Genomic DNA, 17,956 nt, shown 5'->3' with positions numbered 1-17,956 from the left:
CATGGCACTTTTTTATTTTAAAGCTTTCCACATTGTGGGGGCGGTCGCTTGGTTTGCGGGCTTGTTTTACTTGGTTCGCATGTTTGTGTATCACGTAGAAGCCGAACAAAAGCCTACTCCTGAGCTTCGAGAAGCGTTTAAAGCGCAGTTTAACCTCATGGAATGGCGAGCATACAAAATCATTTGTAACCCCGCGATGATGTTGACCTGGACGTGTGGCCTCACTATGACCTTGCTCAACCCAGGCTATTGGCAAATGGGTTGGTTCCACGTTAAGTTGACCATTTTGATTTTACTGACGGTTTATCACCTTTGGTGCAAACGTATCATTTTGCAGTTGGAACAAGGCAAAAATCCGTTTGATTCCTTCCAATTTAGGCTTCTTAATGAGCTTCCTACGCTCTTTTTGGTAAGTATTGCGTTGTTGGCGGTTTTGCGCGACACGCTCAATTTCCTGTACGCTTTTGGCGGCGTTCTGGCCTTTGGCGTACTGCTGTTTATGTTTGCCAAAGCGTACAAAAAACGTAGGGAAAAAAACTAGCACCTACTTTGTTACTTCATAGTTATCGTGTAAAGGGTTACTCACAACCCGCCTAAGCGAAGTATTGCCTAAAAAATCCCTAGTTAAATCAATTTGTATGCTGAACATACATTAATTGTTCACCGTAGCTATCATTTTTATCAATGTCATACGCAAGGTAATTCCTATCTGTTCTGAACAAGCGCGGTATTCCTAGTACCTGTCATTTTATTACGTTAAAAGGATATTTCAATACAAAAACTGAACAAAATATGATTTTGTAAGCATCGAACTGACTTTTTTTGCGTATCTATACGAAAAGATTAACAAAAACAGACTAAAAGAAAGATGATTATACGTTGGGGAATAATCGGGCCAGGGCGAATTGCTCATAAATTTGCTCAAGATTTAAAGCATGTCGAAGGAGCGGTTCTGACGGCAGTTGCATCGCGCGACAAAGGACGGGCGGAAACATTTGCCAATGAATATGGGGCTAAATATGCCTATGGTAGCTACGACGAAATCGTGTCTTGCCCTGAGCTAGATGTGGTTTATATTGCGTCGCCGCACGTATTTCACTTCGAACATACGCTACTTTGTCTAAGCGCAAATATTCCTGTACTGTGCGAAAAGCCGTTTGCGATGAATAAGTTGCAGGTGGAGACGATGGTGGACTCGTCACGCGTTAGAAATACTTTCTTGATGGAAGCCTTTTGGACGCGCTTTTTGCCATGGACGCATAAGATGCTCGAAATCATTGAGTCAGGGGCAATTGGAAAAGTGATGGGCTTAAAAGCAGATTTTGGTTTTCGGGCAAACCAAGATTTGACGCAACGTGCCTACAACAAAGACCTTGGCGGAGGAGCTCTGCTTGACATCGGTATTTATCCCGTGTTTTTGGCATATTTGGTTTTTGGGATGCCTTACGAGATTGCGTCGCATTGTACGTTTGCCGAAACAAAAGTAGATGAGTCCACTGGGATGACATTGACCTATCGCGATGGTAGTTTTGCTTTTTTAAGCTGCACTTTTAGGGCCGAAACAACTTCTGACGCGGTTATTTATGGTGAAAAAGGCATGATTTTGATTGAACCTCGTTGGCACGAAAGCAAGGCGTTTACGGTTAAATACCAAGATGGAACGACCGAACGCTTTACTTTTGATCGTCCGACTTGGGGCTACCAATACGAAATAGAAGAAGTTAATATTTGTTTGAGGGAAGGAAGAAAAGAAAGCGATTGGTGGACATTGAGGGATAGCCTGAACCTAATCCAAATTTTGGACGCTGTTCGGAATACCATGGAGTTGGTTTATGAAGACCACGATGATGTACCCACAAGGCCGTTTAAGGGTTAATTTGTGAGCGGAAAGGCAGTGTCAAGACGGTATGACTGGATAGCTAGGGGTATTTTTGTTCCTATCGCCGCTTTCGTAGCCTCTCATGTGGTGTTTACTAAAAGCTTTCCATGGCAAGAAGGCTATTCTTTTCCGTGGCCTTATTTTCTGACGGTTGCTACGGTGATGCTTTCGTGCTGGGAAATAAATTTGCGTTTGTTTTGGTGGTTAGACGCATCGCATCCATTCTATATCAACCCGTTAAAGCGAATTGTTCGCCAATTAGTTTTTAATGGAAGTGCGACGTTGTTGACCTTTTTACTTGTTTTTCCACTGGCACAGCGGGTGTATGTGGGGCATTGGCCTGTATTTACGCTGCTGTTTACGGGAGCAATCGTTTGTTTTACCATTGCAATTGTTGTGAATGGGGCTTATATCGCTATTTATTTACTCCAAACGATTTATTGGCAAAAAACAAATTCTCCCCCCGAAAAATTGCCTGAGGCATCGCAAAAATCGTTGATTCGAGTAGCGATGCTTCACGGGCAATTGATGCTACAACCCGCAGAAATAGCCTATTTTTATTCTTCGGGAGGGGTGATTTTATTAGTTAAAGCAGATGGTAGCAAACACACAACAAGTTATGCCTCTTTAGTAATGTTGTCTGAGCAGTTGGGGGTTTATACGTGTTTTTTTGTCATTAGTCGCCAATTTATCGTTTGTGTCAATGCTATAAAAGCGGTAAAGGAGGAAGCCAATCGAAAGCTAATAGTTTCCTTAGTACCAGCATTGCGACAAGCAGATGCCGTAGAAGAGGTGGTCGTGAGCCGCTACCGAAGTAGTGAATTTAAGAAATGGCTGGAAAAAGCTATTTCCGCCTGACCATTCATCCCCAAAATTGCTACCATTCGTTTTTTTAAGGATAAATCTGCTCTACACTTCCCCAAAAACAACGGTTACTTTGGGTGGGTAATAACGCCCAAACTTTCACCGTTGAATAATGCAGCCTAATCTTCATTTTCTCCCTATTCCCATTTCTGATGGACTTTCTTGGGCCTTTGGGGGCGTAGTTATCTGTTTTGGGTGGTTTCTTTGGCACTTGTTGCGTACCGTTTCACCGCGTATTGCCTCCTACTTTTTAGTGTTTGGCTTGGCGTGGTTAGGTATGCTTTGGGGACTTGCTCAAACATCCTTTTTTGCTCAGTTGGATGCCAAACCTCCGCGCTTTTTGGTGGTTGTAGTCCCGCCAATGGCATTTGTTGCCTCTCTGTTTTTAACCCGCCAAGGGCGACATTTTCTTGACCAACTTCCGCTGAAACCGTTGATTGGGCTGCATACCGTTCGAGTGGCGGTAGAGGTATTGCTTTGGTATTTGTTTTTGGAACATCACATCCCACAAATGATGACGTTTGAAGGTTACAATTGGGATATTTTGGCGGGGGCTACTGCACCACTACTCGTATGGTGCCTTCAGCGTAGCACATTGCCTCGGTGGGTTTTGTTGGGATGGAACCTGTTGGCATTGGGCTTGCTAGTAAACATTGTAGGCATGGCGATTCTTTCGGCTCCGTTGCCATTTCAGCAGCTAAATTTTGCTCAACCCAATGTGGGGGTATTCAAATCAACGTTCATTTGGTTACCAGGATTTGTGGTTCCTGTGGTACTTTGGGCGCATTTGGCGACTATTCGGCGCGTTTATGCCACAGGCAATTGAAACCAAAAGCGGCTGCCTAAACCAATTTCACTTTCGACCCCGATGGTTCCTTTTTGGGCTTCGATAAACTCTTTAGAAATAGCTAACCCGAGTCCCGTACCCGCTTTGCTTTGGCCGTTGGTAGGTACTTGAAAGTAGCGTTCAAAGACCCGTTGTTGGTATTTGGGGTCGATGCCTTTGCCCAAGTCTTTGACTGAGAATTCAAGGTAATTGGCTTTTGAGTTGGGTTTAACTTCTACTTCAATGATTGATTTTTCGGGGCTGTGACGGATGGCGTTGGAAAGAAAGTTTAACAATACCCAAGTGGTTTTGTCCGAATCAGCTTGAACCAAAGGCAGAGTCGATGGTATCTGTACTTGAATGTCGATGTGTTTTTGGGAGGCAAAAAACTGAAGGGCCTCCACGGCGGGAGTCACGATTTCGGTGGGTGTGACATTTCTAAAATTGAGTTGGAGGTTGCCCGTCTCGACTTGTGATAAGTCGAGCAGTTCCCCTGTAATTTTGAGCAACCGTTGGCTATCTTCCCGAATCTGAGTAACAAGCAGTTTTTGTTCGTCATTAAGGTCGCCAATGCGGTCGTTTTCGAGCAATTTTAGGCTCATTTTTATGCTAGCAATGGGCGTTTTAAGTTCGTGCGAAATGGTGGCAATAAAATTGGTTTTGGCCTGGTCGAGGTCATGAAACGGCGTAATGTTTTTAAGAACAATGACTTGCCCTAAGCGTTTTTCGTCGTTGGTGACTTCAAATGTTTCTTTGGAAAAATAGCTTTCTCGTTCGTTGGCAAAGATTTTGAGTGGCTTGGCCGTTGGCTCGTCGTTGAGGAGGCTGCGAAGTAAGTCGTTTTTTAGGGCAATATCGGGGGCGTACCTGCCCACAATCTGAACGGCATCAAGCCCGAGCATGGTGGAGGCGATGGAGTTAATAAACAATAAGTGATTGTGTTCATCAAGCCCAATAATCGCATCGTTCATTTGGTTGATGATGGTTTCGGTACGGCGTTTCTCAAACAATACCCTCGCCAAACTACTGTGCTCATATTCGTCAAGTTTTTGCGCCATTTGGTTAAAAGCTTTAGCCATTTCACCTAGTTCGTCGCTACGCTCAACGCCCAATCTCGGCTCGTAGTTTTTGCGGGTGATTTCGCGCAGCCCTTCGGTCAGTTGCTGAATAGGGTCGGCGATGTATTTGGGGAAATTGACGATAAACGAAAACGCAACCAAAGCGCAGAAGGTGGCAATGAAAACGAGGTACGAATAAATCTCATCGGCTGTTTTTTTGACCTGTTCATTTTTACGAAAAATGGATTGCATATTGAGCTGAACGATGGTATTGAGTTGCTTGTTAATCAGTTCAATACGGCTTCGGTCGCCTGTTTTTTGAAACGCATTAAAATGACTGCGCACTTGCTGAGTGCTTTCTCCTTCACCCAATTCGGTAATGTTACGTTCTTGGAGCGCCAGCGTTTGGTCAAACAACTTAAAGTCTTCTGATTTCCAACTGTTTTCGTCGATGATACCGCGCATGGTACGGGCATATTCCAGCGAAATGTAATTGTCTTTCAATATACCTTGGGCTTCTTGAGAAAGTTTTTGCAAATACCAAGCTCCAAGACCGCCAAGAAGCAGAATCACAGTGAACAAAAAGCCGAGGGCAAGGCGCAGTTTAATTTTGAGTTTCATGAGTGAAAACGAGCCGCTAATTAGCTAATAACAATTAAGTCAATGTCTGTATCGGAAACTTTTCGTAATAGTTTAAAAAACAGTGAATTACCAGTTAGGTTTTTCCAAAAATTGCCGTGCGGTTTGCCGATGCAAACGGTGGTAATGTTGTACTTTTGAGCCGTATCAAAAATGGTTTGTGCCACTTCATTGCTCTTCACTCTGATTACTTCCGCGCCCAGTTCGGTGGCCAATTTAAAATTATTGATCAAATGACGCTGAGTGGCCAATCCGATTTTATCGGTATCTTCTCCCGAAGTTTGAACATAGAGTACATACCATTTTCCTTGATAGTAACTAGCCAAACGGGCGGTTTTTCGTAGGATTTTTTTTGCGATTTCGTGGTTAGAGCTGATGCAGGCAACAAATCGTTCTGCTCTGAAAGTTGTATTTCGCGGTACTTCCAGTTCTACTTTTCGCTCAACCTGCGACGCCACTTCTTTCAGTGCCAATTCGCGAAGCTGCAAGATTTTGTCCGACTTAAAAAAATTGTTAAGCGCCGTTTCAATCTTAGTACGGTCATAGATTTTTCCTTCTTTCAGGCGGGCAATCAGCTCATCGGCGGTAAGGTCAATATTAACCACTTCATCGGCTTGCTGCAATAAGCTATCGGGCACTGTTTCTTTGACTTCGATGCCCGTAATTCGAAAAACGTCCTCGTTGAGGCTTTCGAGGTGCTGAATATTGACGGCCGAAATTACGTTGATTCCCGCATCTAAAATGTCAATCACATCCTGCCAGCGTTTCTCATTTTTAGAACCTTGAATGTTGCTGTGCGCTAGCTCGTCCACAACCACCACTTCTGGGTGAAGGTTCAAAATGGCCTGCAAATCCATTTCTTCCAGTTCTTTTCCCCGATAAAAAACCGTACGGTGCGGAATAAGCGGCAAGCCTTCTATTAACGCGTGAGTATCAGCGCGGCGGTGGGTTTCGACAAAACCAATCTTTATATCTACCCCATTGCGAAGCAGGGTATGTGCTTCCTGCAACATTCGGTACGTTTTACCCACGCCCGCACTCATACCAATATAAACTTTAAACTTTCCCCGCTTTGACTTCTTAATCAAATCGAGGAAATATTGGGCATCTTGTTGGTCAATAGAAGGCATAAGCTTAAAAACTAATGGCTAATGAGGTCGTTAAGACAAAATTGGTATCCACCGCTTTTCCCTTTTTTTCAAAAACGGCATCTTTGCTATTCAGACTTCGGGCCTCAATTCGCCATACGGCGTTGGAAATGGGCGCGTAATCAAGATTGAAGGAGTAGCCCGTGGTTTGAAAACCATTCGGCGTCGTGGTGGCAATGACCAATCCTTTTTTGTCGGTATAGTTTTCAACTCGCCCAGCAACTCCCACTTTAGAACTGAATTGATATCTTACAATAGCCGCCCAACTCGTCCAGGAATCATAGTTGGAAGAATTCGGTTGCCGTTGGTCCATGCCATAATCAAAATCCGCAATTAATCCCAGTTTTTCCGTTAATTGAAACGTGCCGTAGAGGTTATGAAAAAAACGAGTACGGTTGGAATTGTCGGGCCGACTGCCCAGATAAGAACTTGAATTCAGCGTCACATTACTGGTCGGTTTAAACGTGATTTGGGTGCCTAAAGCCAACCGCGTATTGCCGTCGGCACGTCTGATTTGTTGCCAACCGTTGAGCACCAAACCCGATAAAAACCATTTCCCATTGTCGGAGGTGTAACCGATTTTGGCTCCTGTTTCGTAGTAAGGCGTATTGTCGGCCATCAGACTGCGGGTCAGCGTCCAGCAATCTTTTGAAATAGCGCTCTCAAAACCGATGTGCGAGGCAAAAACGCCCGCATCCAGCCATACATTCTTCGTTTTAGAAAGTTTAACGCCAACATTGGCCTCAAATACATTTCGCAACGTAGCAGGTTCAGCGGCCAGATTGGCATTGGCATACGTGCCAGCCATGAGCGCTAAATTGCCCCGAACGCGCTCCCCCGCATACGAAGCTTTAATAAAACCCAAATTGACATTGAATTCGTTATGACGATTGTGACTATAGACAAACGACGGACGGTCATTGGTGACGGGCTGATTGAAATCATAGCTGTAATAGGCTTCTACATAGCCGCTTACGGTAATTTTTGCGGTGGAATCGGCGATTTGAGCAAATAAGGGAGTCGAAAGCACGCAGGCAAGTGCGACAGTTACAAACTTTTTCATGGTAATTTCTGATTTGTGGAATAATAACGGTTGTAATTTAGGTGTTTTACGTTTTAAGTGACTGTCGGTTCAAAACCGACGGCCACGTACATGTTGCCTAAATTACTTCATTTGGTCTAACGCAATATTAAGCGCTAAAATATTGACTTTGGAAGGCCCGAACAAGCCTAAAAAAGGCCCTTCGGTATGGGTTTTAACCAACTCTTTGACTTTATCTTCGGGTAAGTTTCTGACCTTCGCAATTCGGGCTACCTGAACTTCAGCACCTTGTGGCGATAAATGAGGATCCAAACCGCTACCCGAAGCGGTGACGAGTTCAGAAGGAATGGCAGATTTTGGGACGGTTGGGTTGTGTACCAAAAACGTATCAATCCGAGCCTGCACCTGCGCCAAATAATCAGGGTTGGAAGGGCCTTTATTAGAACCGCCCGAACCAGCCGCGTTGTATTCTACCGCCGAGGGGCGCGACCAAAAGTAATTGTCAGCCGTAAATTTCTGGCCAACTTTGGCAAAACCTACAACTTTTCCATTGACAGCGATGGTTTCGCCGCGACCCTTTTCGGGGGCAAATTGAGCAATTCCCCAGACAATCAGGGGATAGACGACCACTAACAATACAAGCGTAGCGAGGGTCATCAGTATAGCTGGAACAATGTGTGCTTTCATTTTTTGTGTAACTTTGAGAAAATAAAATTTGCTATGGAAACAATCATTAAAGTGCGTCCTTCAGAACTAAATGCGAGTTTTTTGGAGAAATTGCAACAGTTTTTAAAGGGAAATGATAATTACGAAATTACCATTCAAGTGGCCGAAAAACCCTCAGCCCCATTTTTACGCTCCGAAACTCAGGGGCAATACAAAGCACGGCTGGATAAAGCGATTGATAACATTGAAAAAGGGGAAAACGTAGTTTCGTTTTCTTTTGATGAGTTCGTCAAAAACTCTAAATTGCTTTAGTTCATGCGCAATGTTTATTTTGAGGCGGATGCTTACAAAGACTATGTTGAGTGGTCGTACGAAAACCGAGAAATATTTAATAAAATTAATGACCTGATTATTGATATAACCCGTGACCCATTTAAAGGTATCGGTAAACCTGAACCATTGAAAGGAAACTGGTCGGGTTATTAGAGCAGACGAATCAATAGCGAACATCGTTTGATTTATAAAGTTGATAATGAGAAAGTGTCTGTCGTAAGTTGTCATGGTCATTACTGATTTTTTAAAACAGGCTCCCCACTACCAAATCAACGAGTTTGATACCGATAAAAGGCACAATCAGACCTCCTAAGCCATAAATCAGCAAATTGCGGCGCAACAGGGCACTTGCCCCAATGGGCTTGTAAGCCACCCCTTTCAGCGCCAACGGAATCAACAGCGGAATGATAATTGCGTTGAAAATCACCGCTGATAAAATCGCACTCTCTGGACTGGCCAAGTGCATGATATTGAGCGACCGTAATGCCGGGATAGAAGTCATAAACAATGCTGGAACAATCGCAAAATACTTAGCGACGTCGTTGGCAATAGAAAAGGTAGTGAGTGTACCGCGTGTCATCAACAACTGCTTTCCAATTTCCACAATTTCAATGAGTTTGGTCGGGTCGTTGTCCAAATCCACCATGTTGCCTGCTTCTTTGGCGGCCTGTGTACCGCTGTTCATCGCGACACCTACATCGGCTTGGGCCAAGGCGGGCGCATCGTTGGTGCCGTCACCCATCATGGCGACGAGTTTACCGCTTGCCTGCTCGGCTTTGATGTAGTTCATTTTGTCTTCGGGTTTGGCCTCGGCAATAAAATCATCTACGCCCGCTACATTGGCAATGTATTTGGCCGTGAGCGGATTGTCACCCGTCACCATCACGGTTTTTACGCCCATTTTACGCAGACGTTCAAAACGCTCCTGAATGCCAGGTTTGATAACGTCCTGTAATTCAATGACGCCCAATACTTTATCGTTTTCAGATACCACCAAGGGCGTACCGCCATTTGTGGAAATGACCCGAACTTGCTCAGCGGTGTCTTTCGGAAATTCATTTCCTGCTCTTTCGACCATGTTCCGAATTGAATCCTGAGCTCCTTTCCGAATTCGGACGTTGTTTGGCAAATTAACACCTGATGAACGTGTTTCGGCCGTGAACTTTATCATTTCTGCACGTTCAGGCATGACAGGAAGTTTTTGGCCTTTTTGTTGTCCCAACTCAAGGATTGATTTTCCTTCGGGCGTATCATCGGCCAAAGATGAAAACAGTGCCGAAGTAATAAATCTATCTTGGCTGATGCCAGCCGTAGGCCAAAAATTCGTGGCTTTACGGTTACCGATGGTGATGGTTCCCGTTTTATCCAAAAGCAGGGTGTCAATATCTCCCGCCGTTTCAACGGCTTTTCCTGATTTGGTAATCACGTTAGCCCGTAAGGCTCTGTCCATGCCCGCAATCCCGATGGCAGAAAGCAAACCGCCAATGGTCGTCGGAATCAAACAGACAAAAAGCGAGATAAAAGCCGAAATGGCAATGGGCGTATTGGCATAATCAGCAAAGGGCTTGAGCGTGACGCAGACGATAACGAAGATGAGGGTAAAGCCTGCCAGTAAGATTGTTAAGGCGATTTCGTTGGGTGTTTTCTGACGCGAAGCACCTTCCACCAAGGCAATCATTTTATCCAGAAAACTCTCCCCCGGTTGGGTCGTCACTTTAACTTTGATGTGGTCGGAAAGCACTTTAGTTCCTCCCGTAACCGACGATTTATCCCCGCCCGCTTCGCGAATCACGGGCGCAGATTCTCCCGTGATGGCTGATTCGTCAATGGTCGCTAAACCTTCGATGATTTCGCCATCGGTTGGAATAATATCTCCCGCGTCGCAGACAAACACATCGCCTTTTACCAATTGAGACGAAGGAATGGTTTGAAGCTCATTCACTTTTAGGGTGCCGAGCGTTCGGATGACTTTGGCGGGTGTTTCTTCGCGGGTTTTACGCAGGCTGTCGGCTTGGGCTTTGCCCCGTGCTTCGGCTAAAGCTTCGGCAAAATTGGCAAAAAGTAAAGTTAGAAACAGCACCGTAAAAATCACGATGTTGTAGGCCAAACTCCCTTGGGTAGTGTCACCGCCAAAAGCAATTTGGAGGCACACAAAAAACATCACTACGGTTCCGATTTCGACCGTAAACATAACGGGGTTACGGTACATCACGGCAGGATTTAATTTGACAAACGACTCTATCAGAGCGGTTTTGGCCATATCTCCCTGAAAGAGAGAAGAGGATTGAGAACGTTTCATATTTTTTGTAATTTTGAAAAAAAAACTGTTAAGCTATGTCTATTCAACAAACCGAAGCATTGGCTGCCGCAATTCATGAATTAGGGTATGATTCAGTAGATGCATTTGCTTTGGAAAAAGCCAAAGAGGCCCTACGCATCGAAATGGGTATTTATCAGCAGGAAGTAACTGAATTTGAAAACAAGTATGAGATGAATTTTCAGTCATTTCTGGAAAAATTTGATTCAATTATTAAGTTTGGTTTATTTGAGAAAGAAGATGATGAAATGGAATGGAGAGCTTGTTTAAAAGCAATTGAATTGGTAGAAAGCAAACTGAAAACGTTGGAAGACTAATGCCCTTACCTGATTTAGCAGCTTTTGATGCGATTATCACAAAATCCATTTTAATCAAAGAACTTATCACTCCACGCATTCATATTTTAAGATATAAGGTTGAATTGGTTGCCGGCAGCATTTTGTATGTCAAAGAGGTAACTGTTTTTGAAGAAAATAAAATAGACTACGCTTATCAGTGGCAAAGGCCTGATGCCTCATTGATTCTCCGCTGGGATAATGCGCATGATTACCCTCATCTTTCAACTTCTCCTTTTCATAAACACGTCGACTCCGAAACCAACATATTACCCTCCGAGCCAATGACCATTGAAAAAGTGTTGGCTTACATTTCTTCCCAACTCAGCGAAGGGTAAAAAATTCGGCAAAAGGTCCCAAGGCCAACGCGGGAAAAAACGACAGCGCAGCGATGATGAAAATCACGGCAAATACCATAAATCCAAACGTAGCAGTGTCGGTTTGAAGCGTTCCAGCTGACTCAGGGATGTGCTTCTTGTTTGCCAAAATACCCGCAATGGCAATGGGGCCGATAATAGGCAGATAACGGCTCAGAATCAGTACAATACCGCAAGTGATGTTCCAAAAAGGAGTGTTGTCACCTAAGCCTTCAAAACCCGAGCCGTTGTTGGCCGAAGAGGAAGTATATTCATACAGCATTTCCGAAAAGCCATGAAAACTTGGATTATTGAGCCAGCCTACACTTGGGTCTTTGGTAAACACATAGCTGGCAATAGACGTAAAAGTCAAAATCAGAAAAGTGTGAAGCAGAGCGACAAGCGTAGCAATTTTCATCTCTTTGGCTTCGATCTTTTTGCCCAAAAATTCGGGGGTTCTTCCCACCATCAACCCTGAAATGAATACGGCAATAATGATAAAAATGTAGAAGTTCAGAAAACCAACACCTACCCCTCCGTAAAGTGCATTGATCATCATATCAAGCATTTGCATGGCGCCCGAAAGCGGCGTCATACTGTCGTGCATGGCATTGACCGAGCCATTAGAAGTGGTCGTGGTCGTGATACCCCAGAAGGCCGACGCCGCTGAGCCGAACCGTATTTCCTTTCCTTCCATACTGCCGAGGGTTTGGCTGACGCCCATTTTATCAAGGGCGGGATTTCCCTGCATTTCGAAATACACAGAGACACTCAAGAGTAATAAAAAGCCAATGGTCATGACCCCAAAAATCATCCAAGCGAGTTTTTTGCGATTCAGATAAAAGCCCAAGGCAAACACAAAAGCAATTGGAATCAGGATGATAAGGAGGTTTTCGACGATGTTGGTCAGGTAGTTAGGGTTTTCAAGCGGGTGTGCTGAATTAACTCCGTAATACCCTCCTCCATTAGTACCAGCTTGTTTGATGGCAATCATTGCCGCCGCTGGCCCGCGAGATACCTGTACTGAATCCCCCTGAACCGTAACGATATCGGCTTTGCCTTCCCAGTTCATGGGTGTGCCGTTGAAGACCAAAATAATGGCCGATACCAACGAAACGGGTAATAAAATACGGGTACATGATTTGAGAAAATAATTGTAAAAATTGCCTAACTGATTGCTTTGGCGCTCTTTCATGGCCTTAAACACAATCGCGGCGGCAGCCATACCCGTTCCTGCGGTCACAAACTGCATAAACATCAAGCCAGCCAATTGAGAAAAATAAGTGACGCCCGTTTCGCCCGAGTAGTGCTGTAAATTACAGTTCACCAAAAATGAAATAGCGGTATTAAATGCTAAATCAGGACTCATGGATGGATTCCCGTCAGGGTTGAGAGGCAACCATCCCTGATTCATTAGAATGAACATCATCCAGAAAAACCATAAAAAATTAATGGTCAAAAGAGCTGCTAAGTTTTCCTGCCACGTCATTTCCTTTTTGGGATTGATGCGGCATACTTTATAGACAAAGTTTTCGAGTGGCGACATAAAGTCCAGCCACGTAGGTTGTCCGAGATAGACCTTGGCGATGTAGCGTCCCAAAGGAAGTGCTAACAAAACCGTAAGGACAAACATTAAACCGATACCGAGAATTTCTTGTAACATGATAGTGGTATTAAAATTTTTCGGGCTTGAGTAAGACGTACACTAAGTAGCAAAACACAGCCAATGAAAGGATGAACAAAACAGCGAACATAGTTTTAGATTTTTTCAAAAAAACGGATGGAACCATAAAAGAGGGCAAAGCACCCAATGCCCGTGAGCAGAAGATAAATGAGCATAAGCATCGTCAATATGTTTTAAGTAATACACTCATAGAGATACCAAAGCTGTGCCAGTACGAAACGTTTTGGCTAAGCTATTTACTGTTAATGACTTATGATTTTTGAGTTTTGAAGAACAATAAAAAACCCTTCCGTTTTGGAAGGGTCGTTTTTCATTTTGGAAAGGATAAAGGGCTACAATCCGTATTCTTCAATTTTTCTATAAAGGGTGGTAAGGCCAATGCCAAGTAAACGGGCCGTTTCGGTTTTGTTGCCTTGTGTATGATGGAGAATCCGTTGGATGTGTTGTTTTTCTATTTCGGCCAACGATACGAGTTCTTGCGTAGAGGATAGGGTGCCCAATTGCATTTCAAAAGGAAGCTCCTGCGGGGTCAATTCGGTATGATTACTCAAAATGACAGCCCGTTCGATGACATTCTTCAATTCACGGATGTTGCCTTTCCACGAATGTTGGGCCAATTTTTGAAGAAATTGAGAGGAAATTGAAGGAACCGAACGGTTCATTTTTTTTGCATACAACTGCACAAAATGAGCCACCAAAAGCGGAATATCGCTCGGACGCTCGCGAAGAGCGGGTAGCGTAATTTCGAATACTGATAACCGAAAGTACAAATCGAGGCGGAAATGCTGCTGCTCGGCTTCTTGGCGTAAATTACGATTGGTAGCGGCAACGAAACGTACATTGACGTGCGTGGGTTTCGTATCGCCGACTTTATAAAACGAGTTAGTTTCGAGTAGGCGTAAAAGTTTGGCTTGTAAGTCGAGGCTCATTTCGCCGATTTCATCCAGAAAAAGCGTCCCTCCGTGGGCTTCTTCTAGCAGTCCTTTTTTGTCTTTGAGAGCACCCGTAAAGGCGCCAGCACGGTGACCAAAAAGCTCACTTTCTAAGATTTCGCGACTAAATGCGCTGCAATTGAGCGCCACAAAAGGTTTGTCTCGCCGAGGGCTTTCGTGGTGAATGGCTTGGGCAAATACTTCTTTGCCCGTTCCTGTTTCTCCCAAAAGCAGAACCGTTGTATCGGTTTGAGCTACTTTTTGAGCGAGTAAAATGGCTTGTTGTAGTACCGCCGACGTCCCGACAATGCGCTCAAAACCTACTTTTTGGCGAACCTTCTCTTCAAGGCGTTTTACCTTTTGCTGAAGTTCGGCTTTTTCGACGGCACGGGCCACTAAGGGGACGATACGGTCATTGTCATCGCCTTTGGTAAGGTAGTCAAACGCCCCATTCTTGACGGCTTGTACCCCGTCCGCAATCGTTCCGTAGGCCGTTAGAAGAATAAACTCTACCAGTGGAAACGCTGCTTTTAATTGTTTGGTGAGCTCTACGCCGTGGGCATCAGGAAGTTTGACGTCGCATACAACTACTTGAATGTCTTGTTTTTCAAGTAGTTGTATGGCTGATTTGGCATCGCCCGCCTCGCTTACGTGGTATCCTTCCAACTCCAAAATGCGCTTGAGTAAGCCACGGAGTTTAATTTCGTCGTCGATAAGGAGAAGGTTGGGCATGGGGAAGACATGTTAAAAGTTAACCGTTATCTGTTAATCGTTTGAATTCCAGATAACAATTAACGGATAACAACTTTTAACGATTTATTTTACATCATATTCCGCCAACGTTTCGCGCAAGAACTTCAAGAAAGGAGCCGAAAACTCCTTACGTTTGAGCGCAAATTTGACGGTGGTTTTTAAGAAATCAAGTTTATTGCCAATATCGTGGCGTTCGCCTTCGATGCGGTGCGCGTAGATATTTTCCCGACGGAGTAAGATTTGGAAGGAGTCAGTCAACTGAATTTCCCCCCCTTTTCCTTTACCTGTTTGCTCAATCGCCGTAAAAATTTCGGGCGAAAGAATATAACGCCCCGCAATCGCAAGGTTAGACGGTGCAGACTCAATCGAAGGCTTTTCGATGAGGCTATCGAGTTTCATAATGGTTTCGCTCAAAGCTTCGCCACCCACAATGCCATAACGGTTTACTTTCTCACGCGGAACCGTTTCGACGGCGATTACTGTGCTTTGGTATTGCTCGTAAGTGTCGATGAGTTGTTGCGTAACAGGAATCACCGAATCCATGATGGTATCCCCCAGAAGCACGGCAAAAGGCTCGTTCCCAACGTGTTGTTTGGCGTAATAGATGGCATCACCCAGTCCATTGGTTTCCCTTTGGCGAACGTAGTGGATATTGGCCATGTCCGAAAGGCGGCGCATTTCGTTCCAGAGCAATTCGTCTTGTTTTTCTTCGAGTTTTGCTTCCAATTCCACATTACGGTCGAAATGGTCTTCGATGGCGCGTTTTCCACGGCCAGTAATAATAAGAATATCCTCAATTCCCGAATCCACCGCTTCTTGTACTACGTATTGAATCGTAGGGGTATCGATGATAGGAAGCATTTCCTTGGGTTGAGACTTAGTTGCAGGTAAAAATCGAGTACCTAAACCTGCGGCGGGTATAACGGCTTTACGAATCATTGTGGGGATTAAAAAATAGAACGTATGATTTTGCTTCTGACAAAATCACAATATTCGGGTTTCAAAAAAGTGTTTTGTTTCTTTAAAACGCTATCCATGTTGAACATCCCAACAATATGGGTAGCGAAATAACCTTGGCGAGAAGATGCCTTTGTAAGCATTTCAGCCTTGATTTCAATCGTATATTTTGGAAAAAAAATTCTTGGTTGTCATTAATACTGCGTAGAAGAATTCTTCATCTTGAAAAAGCTCCTCATTGGATATAACCAAGGCTGGGTGAGGTAAAAAGCGACCATCAGGCATTTGGAAATTAACCTCAATAACTTCCCATTGGGAAACCTTACCCTTCATAGTTTCGGAGTGATTTAGCGAGTATTCGATTGCCGTTTATAACTGCCGATTTGCGGTAATCATTGGCAGTGTATTCGCGTTCAAGTTCCCTCTTGAGTAGGGCGACGACAATTTCTAAAATAGTCTCATCTTCGACACTGTCGATTAGTTCATGTGCTTTTTGTCGGGTCTTAGTTTCAACCATTGTTTTTTCAGTTTTTAACAAAATTACTAAAAACAACTACTTAAGTATTTGTGCAAAAATAGACTTTCCAAGTTTTAGGCTTATACTGTTGATAATCAGAAGAGTTATAAACTTGGAAAGTCTCGTCTAAAATTACTAAAAACAACTACTTATTTCCCATACAACGCTTTTGCGGCAGGTTCGTATTTGTCGCCTGAAATCCAGTACGGTTTTTCTGATTTGTTGCCAATGAGACGAGCTGTATAGGCAAACGATTGGCAGAATTTGAGCAAATAATCAAAATCGACCGAGTCCGGGTTGTCGGCGGCTTGGTGGTAATACTTGGCAATTTCGCCGTCGAAGCTCTTAAAACCAGGGGCAAAATCAGGAGCAGGAATACCTTTAGCCGCTAAACTAACATTGTCTGAGCGGTCAAATAACCCTTGCTCGGGCGACGGGTCTCCAAAAACACCTAATCCAAATGCTTTGCAACCCGCTTCGATTTCGGCTTTGCAGTTGGTGCGGTTAAGCCCAATGACGGATACAAGCGTTTTGTCGGCGTAGCCCGCACCGTCGCTGTTGAGGTTAAAAACGCATTGGTTGAGCGGCACGAGCGGATGCTCTGCGTAATATTTACTTCCCAACAAACCCACTTCTTCGCCCGTGTAGGCAATCAACAAAATCGAACGTTTGGTAGGCTTGAGCGATAGAGTTTTGGCCGCTGTAAGCATAGCCACCGTTCCGAAGGCATTGTCGCGCGCACCGTTGAAAATACTATCAGCAGCGGTATAAGTATTCCCTCCTTTTTTGCCCATTCCGACGTGGTCGAAGTGCGCGGTTACCACCACATATTCGTTTTTAAGGACAGGGTCAGTACCTTCAATCACCCCTACTACATTGTGCGATTTGACGGAGGTTTGCTCGCGGCCAGTGGTTTTGAAGGTAGCTTGGGTAGCACCACTTTTAAACAAATCGGCATATTTTTTCTGTTGTCCATTGACCCACACGTGCGCCACAGCGTCACCTAAGCCGTTGTCAAGGCTTGTTTTTTCTCCTCCAAAATAGCGAGAAGCAAACGACCAAGGGATTTGTGCCGTAAACAACTCTATCAACAATGCAGCTCCTTTTTGCGTCGCTAATTTTCGTTTTTCGTTGGATGCTGTAAATAGTTCTTGGGGTGTTTTGGAGTCGGGCGTTCCAATCTGAGCCACCACAATTTTGCCTTTTACATCGGTTTTATAGTCGTCGGCTAGGCCATAGCCTACAAAAACAATGTCGGCGGTGAGGTTGGCAGGGGCACTGCCCAAAATCACAAATTCTTTGTTGACCCGTAAGGTGTCGTTGTTGGCAATGAGTACGCCCTCTTTCGCTGATTTCTGAATGGCAAAAGGAACCGACTGTAAATAATCAGTTTGGCCAGGAGCGGGTTTGATGCCCAAAACGCGAAATTGCTCGGCGATGTAGCGCGATGCTACCAAATTGCCCTGTTCGCCCGTGCGGCGGCCTTGTAGTTCGTCCGAAGCTAAAAAGCGCATGTGCATTTCAACTTCCGCCCGAGGATATTGGGTTTCGGGTAACTTTTTGGGTGCTTGTGCTACCGCGAATTGCGACGCCAAGGCAAACAAAATGGCAGTGCTTTTACTACTAAAACGCATAGAAATGTATGTTGAT

The 17,956-nt window shown here is 44.4% G+C and carries 19 protein-coding genes and 1 pseudogene; 8 read left to right on the top strand and 12 right to left on the bottom strand.

Features of this window, described 5'->3' with window-relative positions:
* Position 1: 1 nt before the first annotated feature.
* The 4 genes from hemJ (at position 2) to AC23P2_RS00795 (ending at position 3,569) form a co-directional block, all read left to right on the top strand.
* Entirely contained in the window at positions 2-541 is a 540-nt protein-coding gene (hemJ, locus tag AC23P2_RS00810; RefSeq protein WP_487771438.1) for a protoporphyrinogen oxidase HemJ, read from the top strand.
* A gap of 327 nt (positions 542-868) precedes the next feature.
* Positions 869-1,876: a Gfo/Idh/MocA family protein gene (locus tag AC23P2_RS00805; protein ID WP_487771437.1), complete on the top strand. Its 1,008-nt coding sequence runs from the start codon at positions 869-871 to the stop codon at positions 1,874-1,876.
* A gap of 90 nt (positions 1,877-1,966) precedes the next feature.
* A complete protein-coding gene (locus tag AC23P2_RS00800) occupies positions 1,967-2,737 on the top strand; it encodes a LytTR family DNA-binding domain-containing protein (RefSeq protein WP_487771436.1) in 771 nt (256 codons plus the stop codon).
* 118 nt (positions 2,738-2,855) lie between these two features.
* Positions 2,856-3,569, top strand: a complete 714-nt coding sequence (locus AC23P2_RS00795) for a hypothetical protein (protein ID WP_487771435.1) — start codon at positions 2,856-2,858, stop codon at positions 3,567-3,569.
* Here AC23P2_RS00795 and AC23P2_RS00790 read toward each other — a convergent pair.
* From AC23P2_RS00790 to AC23P2_RS00775, 4 genes are all read right to left on the bottom strand, one after another.
* Entirely contained in the window at positions 3,551-5,248 is a 1,698-nt protein-coding gene (locus AC23P2_RS00790) for an ATP-binding protein (protein WP_487771434.1), read from the bottom strand. The genes AC23P2_RS00795 and AC23P2_RS00790 overlap by 19 nt on opposite strands.
* 20 nt (positions 5,249-5,268) lie before the next feature.
* On the bottom strand, positions 5,269-6,396 hold the full coding sequence (locus tag AC23P2_RS00785) for a sensor protein KdpD (protein WP_487771433.1): 1,128 nt from the start codon (positions 6,394-6,396) through the stop codon (positions 5,269-5,271).
* Positions 6,397-6,400: 4 nt separating this feature from the next.
* Positions 6,401-7,477: a porin gene (locus tag AC23P2_RS00780; RefSeq protein WP_487771432.1), complete on the bottom strand. Its 1,077-nt coding sequence runs from the start codon at positions 7,475-7,477 to the stop codon at positions 6,401-6,403.
* Positions 7,478-7,579: 102 nt separating this feature from the next.
* Positions 7,580-8,143 (bottom strand): K(+)-transporting ATPase subunit C, encoded by a 564-nt coding sequence (locus tag AC23P2_RS00775; protein WP_487771431.1) that lies wholly within the window; start codon positions 8,141-8,143, stop codon positions 7,580-7,582.
* Between the two features lie 33 nt (positions 8,144-8,176).
* On the opposite strand from AC23P2_RS00775, the gene AC23P2_RS00770 reads away from it, so the two are divergent.
* Entirely contained in the window at positions 8,177-8,434 is a 258-nt protein-coding gene (locus tag AC23P2_RS00770) for a hypothetical protein (protein ID WP_487771430.1), read from the top strand.
* A 3-nt stretch (positions 8,435-8,437) separates the two neighbouring features.
* Positions 8,438-8,695: pseudogene (locus tag AC23P2_RS00765) on the top strand (Txe/YoeB family addiction module toxin).
* Positions 8,696-8,699: 4 nt separating this feature from the next.
* Here the strand turns inward: AC23P2_RS00765 and kdpB are convergent.
* Positions 8,700-10,754, bottom strand: coding sequence for a potassium-transporting ATPase subunit KdpB (gene kdpB / locus AC23P2_RS00760; RefSeq protein ID WP_487771429.1), 2,055 nt, complete (start codon positions 10,752-10,754; stop codon positions 8,700-8,702).
* A 35-nt stretch (positions 10,755-10,789) separates the two neighbouring features.
* Between kdpB and AC23P2_RS00755 the strand changes: the two genes are divergently transcribed.
* Together AC23P2_RS00755 and AC23P2_RS00750 are read left to right on the top strand one after the other, a co-directional pair.
* Positions 10,790-11,089, top strand: coding sequence for a hypothetical protein (locus tag AC23P2_RS00755; protein ID WP_487771428.1), 300 nt, complete (start codon positions 10,790-10,792; stop codon positions 11,087-11,089).
* On the top strand, positions 11,089-11,445 hold the full coding sequence (locus AC23P2_RS00750; protein WP_114066916.1) for a toxin-antitoxin system TumE family protein: 357 nt from the start codon (positions 11,089-11,091) through the stop codon (positions 11,443-11,445). The genes AC23P2_RS00755 and AC23P2_RS00750 overlap by 1 nt, the downstream gene beginning before the upstream one ends.
* Here AC23P2_RS00750 and kdpA read toward each other — a convergent pair.
* From kdpA to AC23P2_RS00715, 7 genes are all read right to left on the bottom strand, one after another.
* Complete coding sequence (gene kdpA, locus AC23P2_RS00745; protein ID WP_487771427.1) at positions 11,432-13,126, bottom strand: potassium-transporting ATPase subunit KdpA; 1,695 nt, start codon at positions 13,124-13,126, stop codon at positions 11,432-11,434. The two genes, AC23P2_RS00750 and kdpA, sit on opposite strands and share 14 nt — an antisense overlap.
* A gap of 10 nt (positions 13,127-13,136) precedes the next feature.
* Positions 13,137-13,217: a K(+)-transporting ATPase subunit F gene (gene kdpF / locus AC23P2_RS00740; protein ID WP_487771784.1), complete on the bottom strand. Its 81-nt coding sequence runs from the start codon at positions 13,215-13,217 to the stop codon at positions 13,137-13,139.
* Positions 13,218-13,479: 262 nt separating this feature from the next.
* Positions 13,480-14,811 carry a sigma-54-dependent transcriptional regulator gene (locus AC23P2_RS00735; RefSeq protein WP_487771426.1) on the bottom strand — a complete coding sequence of 444 codons (1,332 nt, stop codon included), beginning with the start codon at positions 14,809-14,811 and terminating at the stop codon, positions 13,480-13,482.
* A gap of 84 nt (positions 14,812-14,895) precedes the next feature.
* Positions 14,896-15,771 (bottom strand): UTP--glucose-1-phosphate uridylyltransferase GalU, encoded by an 876-nt coding sequence (gene galU, locus AC23P2_RS00730; protein WP_472490646.1) that lies wholly within the window; start codon positions 15,769-15,771, stop codon positions 14,896-14,898.
* Positions 15,772-15,945: 174 nt separating this feature from the next.
* Positions 15,946-16,122: a hypothetical protein gene (locus AC23P2_RS00725; RefSeq protein WP_487771425.1), complete on the bottom strand. Its 177-nt coding sequence runs from the start codon at positions 16,120-16,122 to the stop codon at positions 15,946-15,948.
* A complete protein-coding gene (locus AC23P2_RS00720) occupies positions 16,112-16,306 on the bottom strand; it encodes a hypothetical protein (protein ID WP_487771424.1) in 195 nt (64 codons plus the stop codon). The genes AC23P2_RS00725 and AC23P2_RS00720 overlap by 11 nt, the downstream gene beginning before the upstream one ends.
* A 149-nt stretch (positions 16,307-16,455) precedes the next feature.
* Positions 16,456-17,940, bottom strand: coding sequence for a M28 family peptidase (locus AC23P2_RS00715; protein ID WP_487771423.1), 1,485 nt, complete (start codon positions 17,938-17,940; stop codon positions 16,456-16,458).
* Positions 17,941-17,956: the final 16 nt, after the last annotated feature.

This window comes from Runella sp. R0.1_18 (assembly GCF_057652155.1).
The sequence above is the reverse complement of the archived record's forward strand: the minus strand, read 5'-3'. Positions and strand labels throughout refer to the sequence as shown.

Coding starts and splice junctions, on each gene's coding strand:
- AC23P2_RS00755 (WP_487771428.1), top strand. CDS start 10,790: ATGTCTATTCAACAAACCGAAGCATTGGCTGCCGCAATTCATGAATTA.
- galU (WP_472490646.1), bottom strand. CDS start 15,771: ATGATTCGTAAAGCCGTTATACCCGCCGCAGGTTTAGGTACTCGATTT.
- AC23P2_RS00775 (WP_487771431.1), bottom strand. CDS start 8,143: ATGAAAGCACACATTGTTCCAGCTATACTGATGACCCTCGCTACGCTT.
- kdpA (WP_487771427.1), bottom strand. CDS start 13,126: ATGTTACAAGAAATTCTCGGTATCGGTTTAATGTTTGTCCTTACGGTT.
- kdpB (WP_487771429.1), bottom strand. CDS start 10,754: ATGAAACGTTCTCAATCCTCTTCTCTCTTTCAGGGAGATATGGCCAAA.
- AC23P2_RS00720 (WP_487771424.1), bottom strand. CDS start 16,306: ATGGTTGAAACTAAGACCCGACAAAAAGCACATGAACTAATCGACAGT.
- kdpF (WP_487771784.1), bottom strand. CDS start 13,217: ATGTTCGCTGTTTTGTTCATCCTTTCATTGGCTGTGTTTTGCTACTTA.
- AC23P2_RS00715 (WP_487771423.1), bottom strand. CDS start 17,940: ATGCGTTTTAGTAGTAAAAGCACTGCCATTTTGTTTGCCTTGGCGTCG.
- AC23P2_RS00735 (WP_487771426.1), bottom strand. CDS start 14,811: ATGCCCAACCTTCTCCTTATCGACGACGAAATTAAACTCCGTGGCTTA.
- AC23P2_RS00790 (WP_487771434.1), bottom strand. CDS start 5,248: ATGAAACTCAAAATTAAACTGCGCCTTGCCCTCGGCTTTTTGTTCACT.
- AC23P2_RS00750 (WP_114066916.1), top strand. CDS start 11,089: ATGCCCTTACCTGATTTAGCAGCTTTTGATGCGATTATCACAAAATCC.
- AC23P2_RS00780 (WP_487771432.1), bottom strand. CDS start 7,477: ATGAAAAAGTTTGTAACTGTCGCACTTGCCTGCGTGCTTTCGACTCCC.
- AC23P2_RS00785 (WP_487771433.1), bottom strand. CDS start 6,396: ATGCCTTCTATTGACCAACAAGATGCCCAATATTTCCTCGATTTGATT.
- AC23P2_RS00770 (WP_487771430.1), top strand. CDS start 8,177: ATGGAAACAATCATTAAAGTGCGTCCTTCAGAACTAAATGCGAGTTTT.
- hemJ (WP_487771438.1), top strand. CDS start 2: ATGGCACTTTTTTATTTTAAAGCTTTCCACATTGTGGGGGCGGTCGCT.
- AC23P2_RS00725 (WP_487771425.1), bottom strand. CDS start 16,122: ATGAAGGGTAAGGTTTCCCAATGGGAAGTTATTGAGGTTAATTTCCAA.
- AC23P2_RS00795 (WP_487771435.1), top strand. CDS start 2,856: ATGCAGCCTAATCTTCATTTTCTCCCTATTCCCATTTCTGATGGACTT.
- AC23P2_RS00805 (WP_487771437.1), top strand. CDS start 869: ATGATTATACGTTGGGGAATAATCGGGCCAGGGCGAATTGCTCATAAA.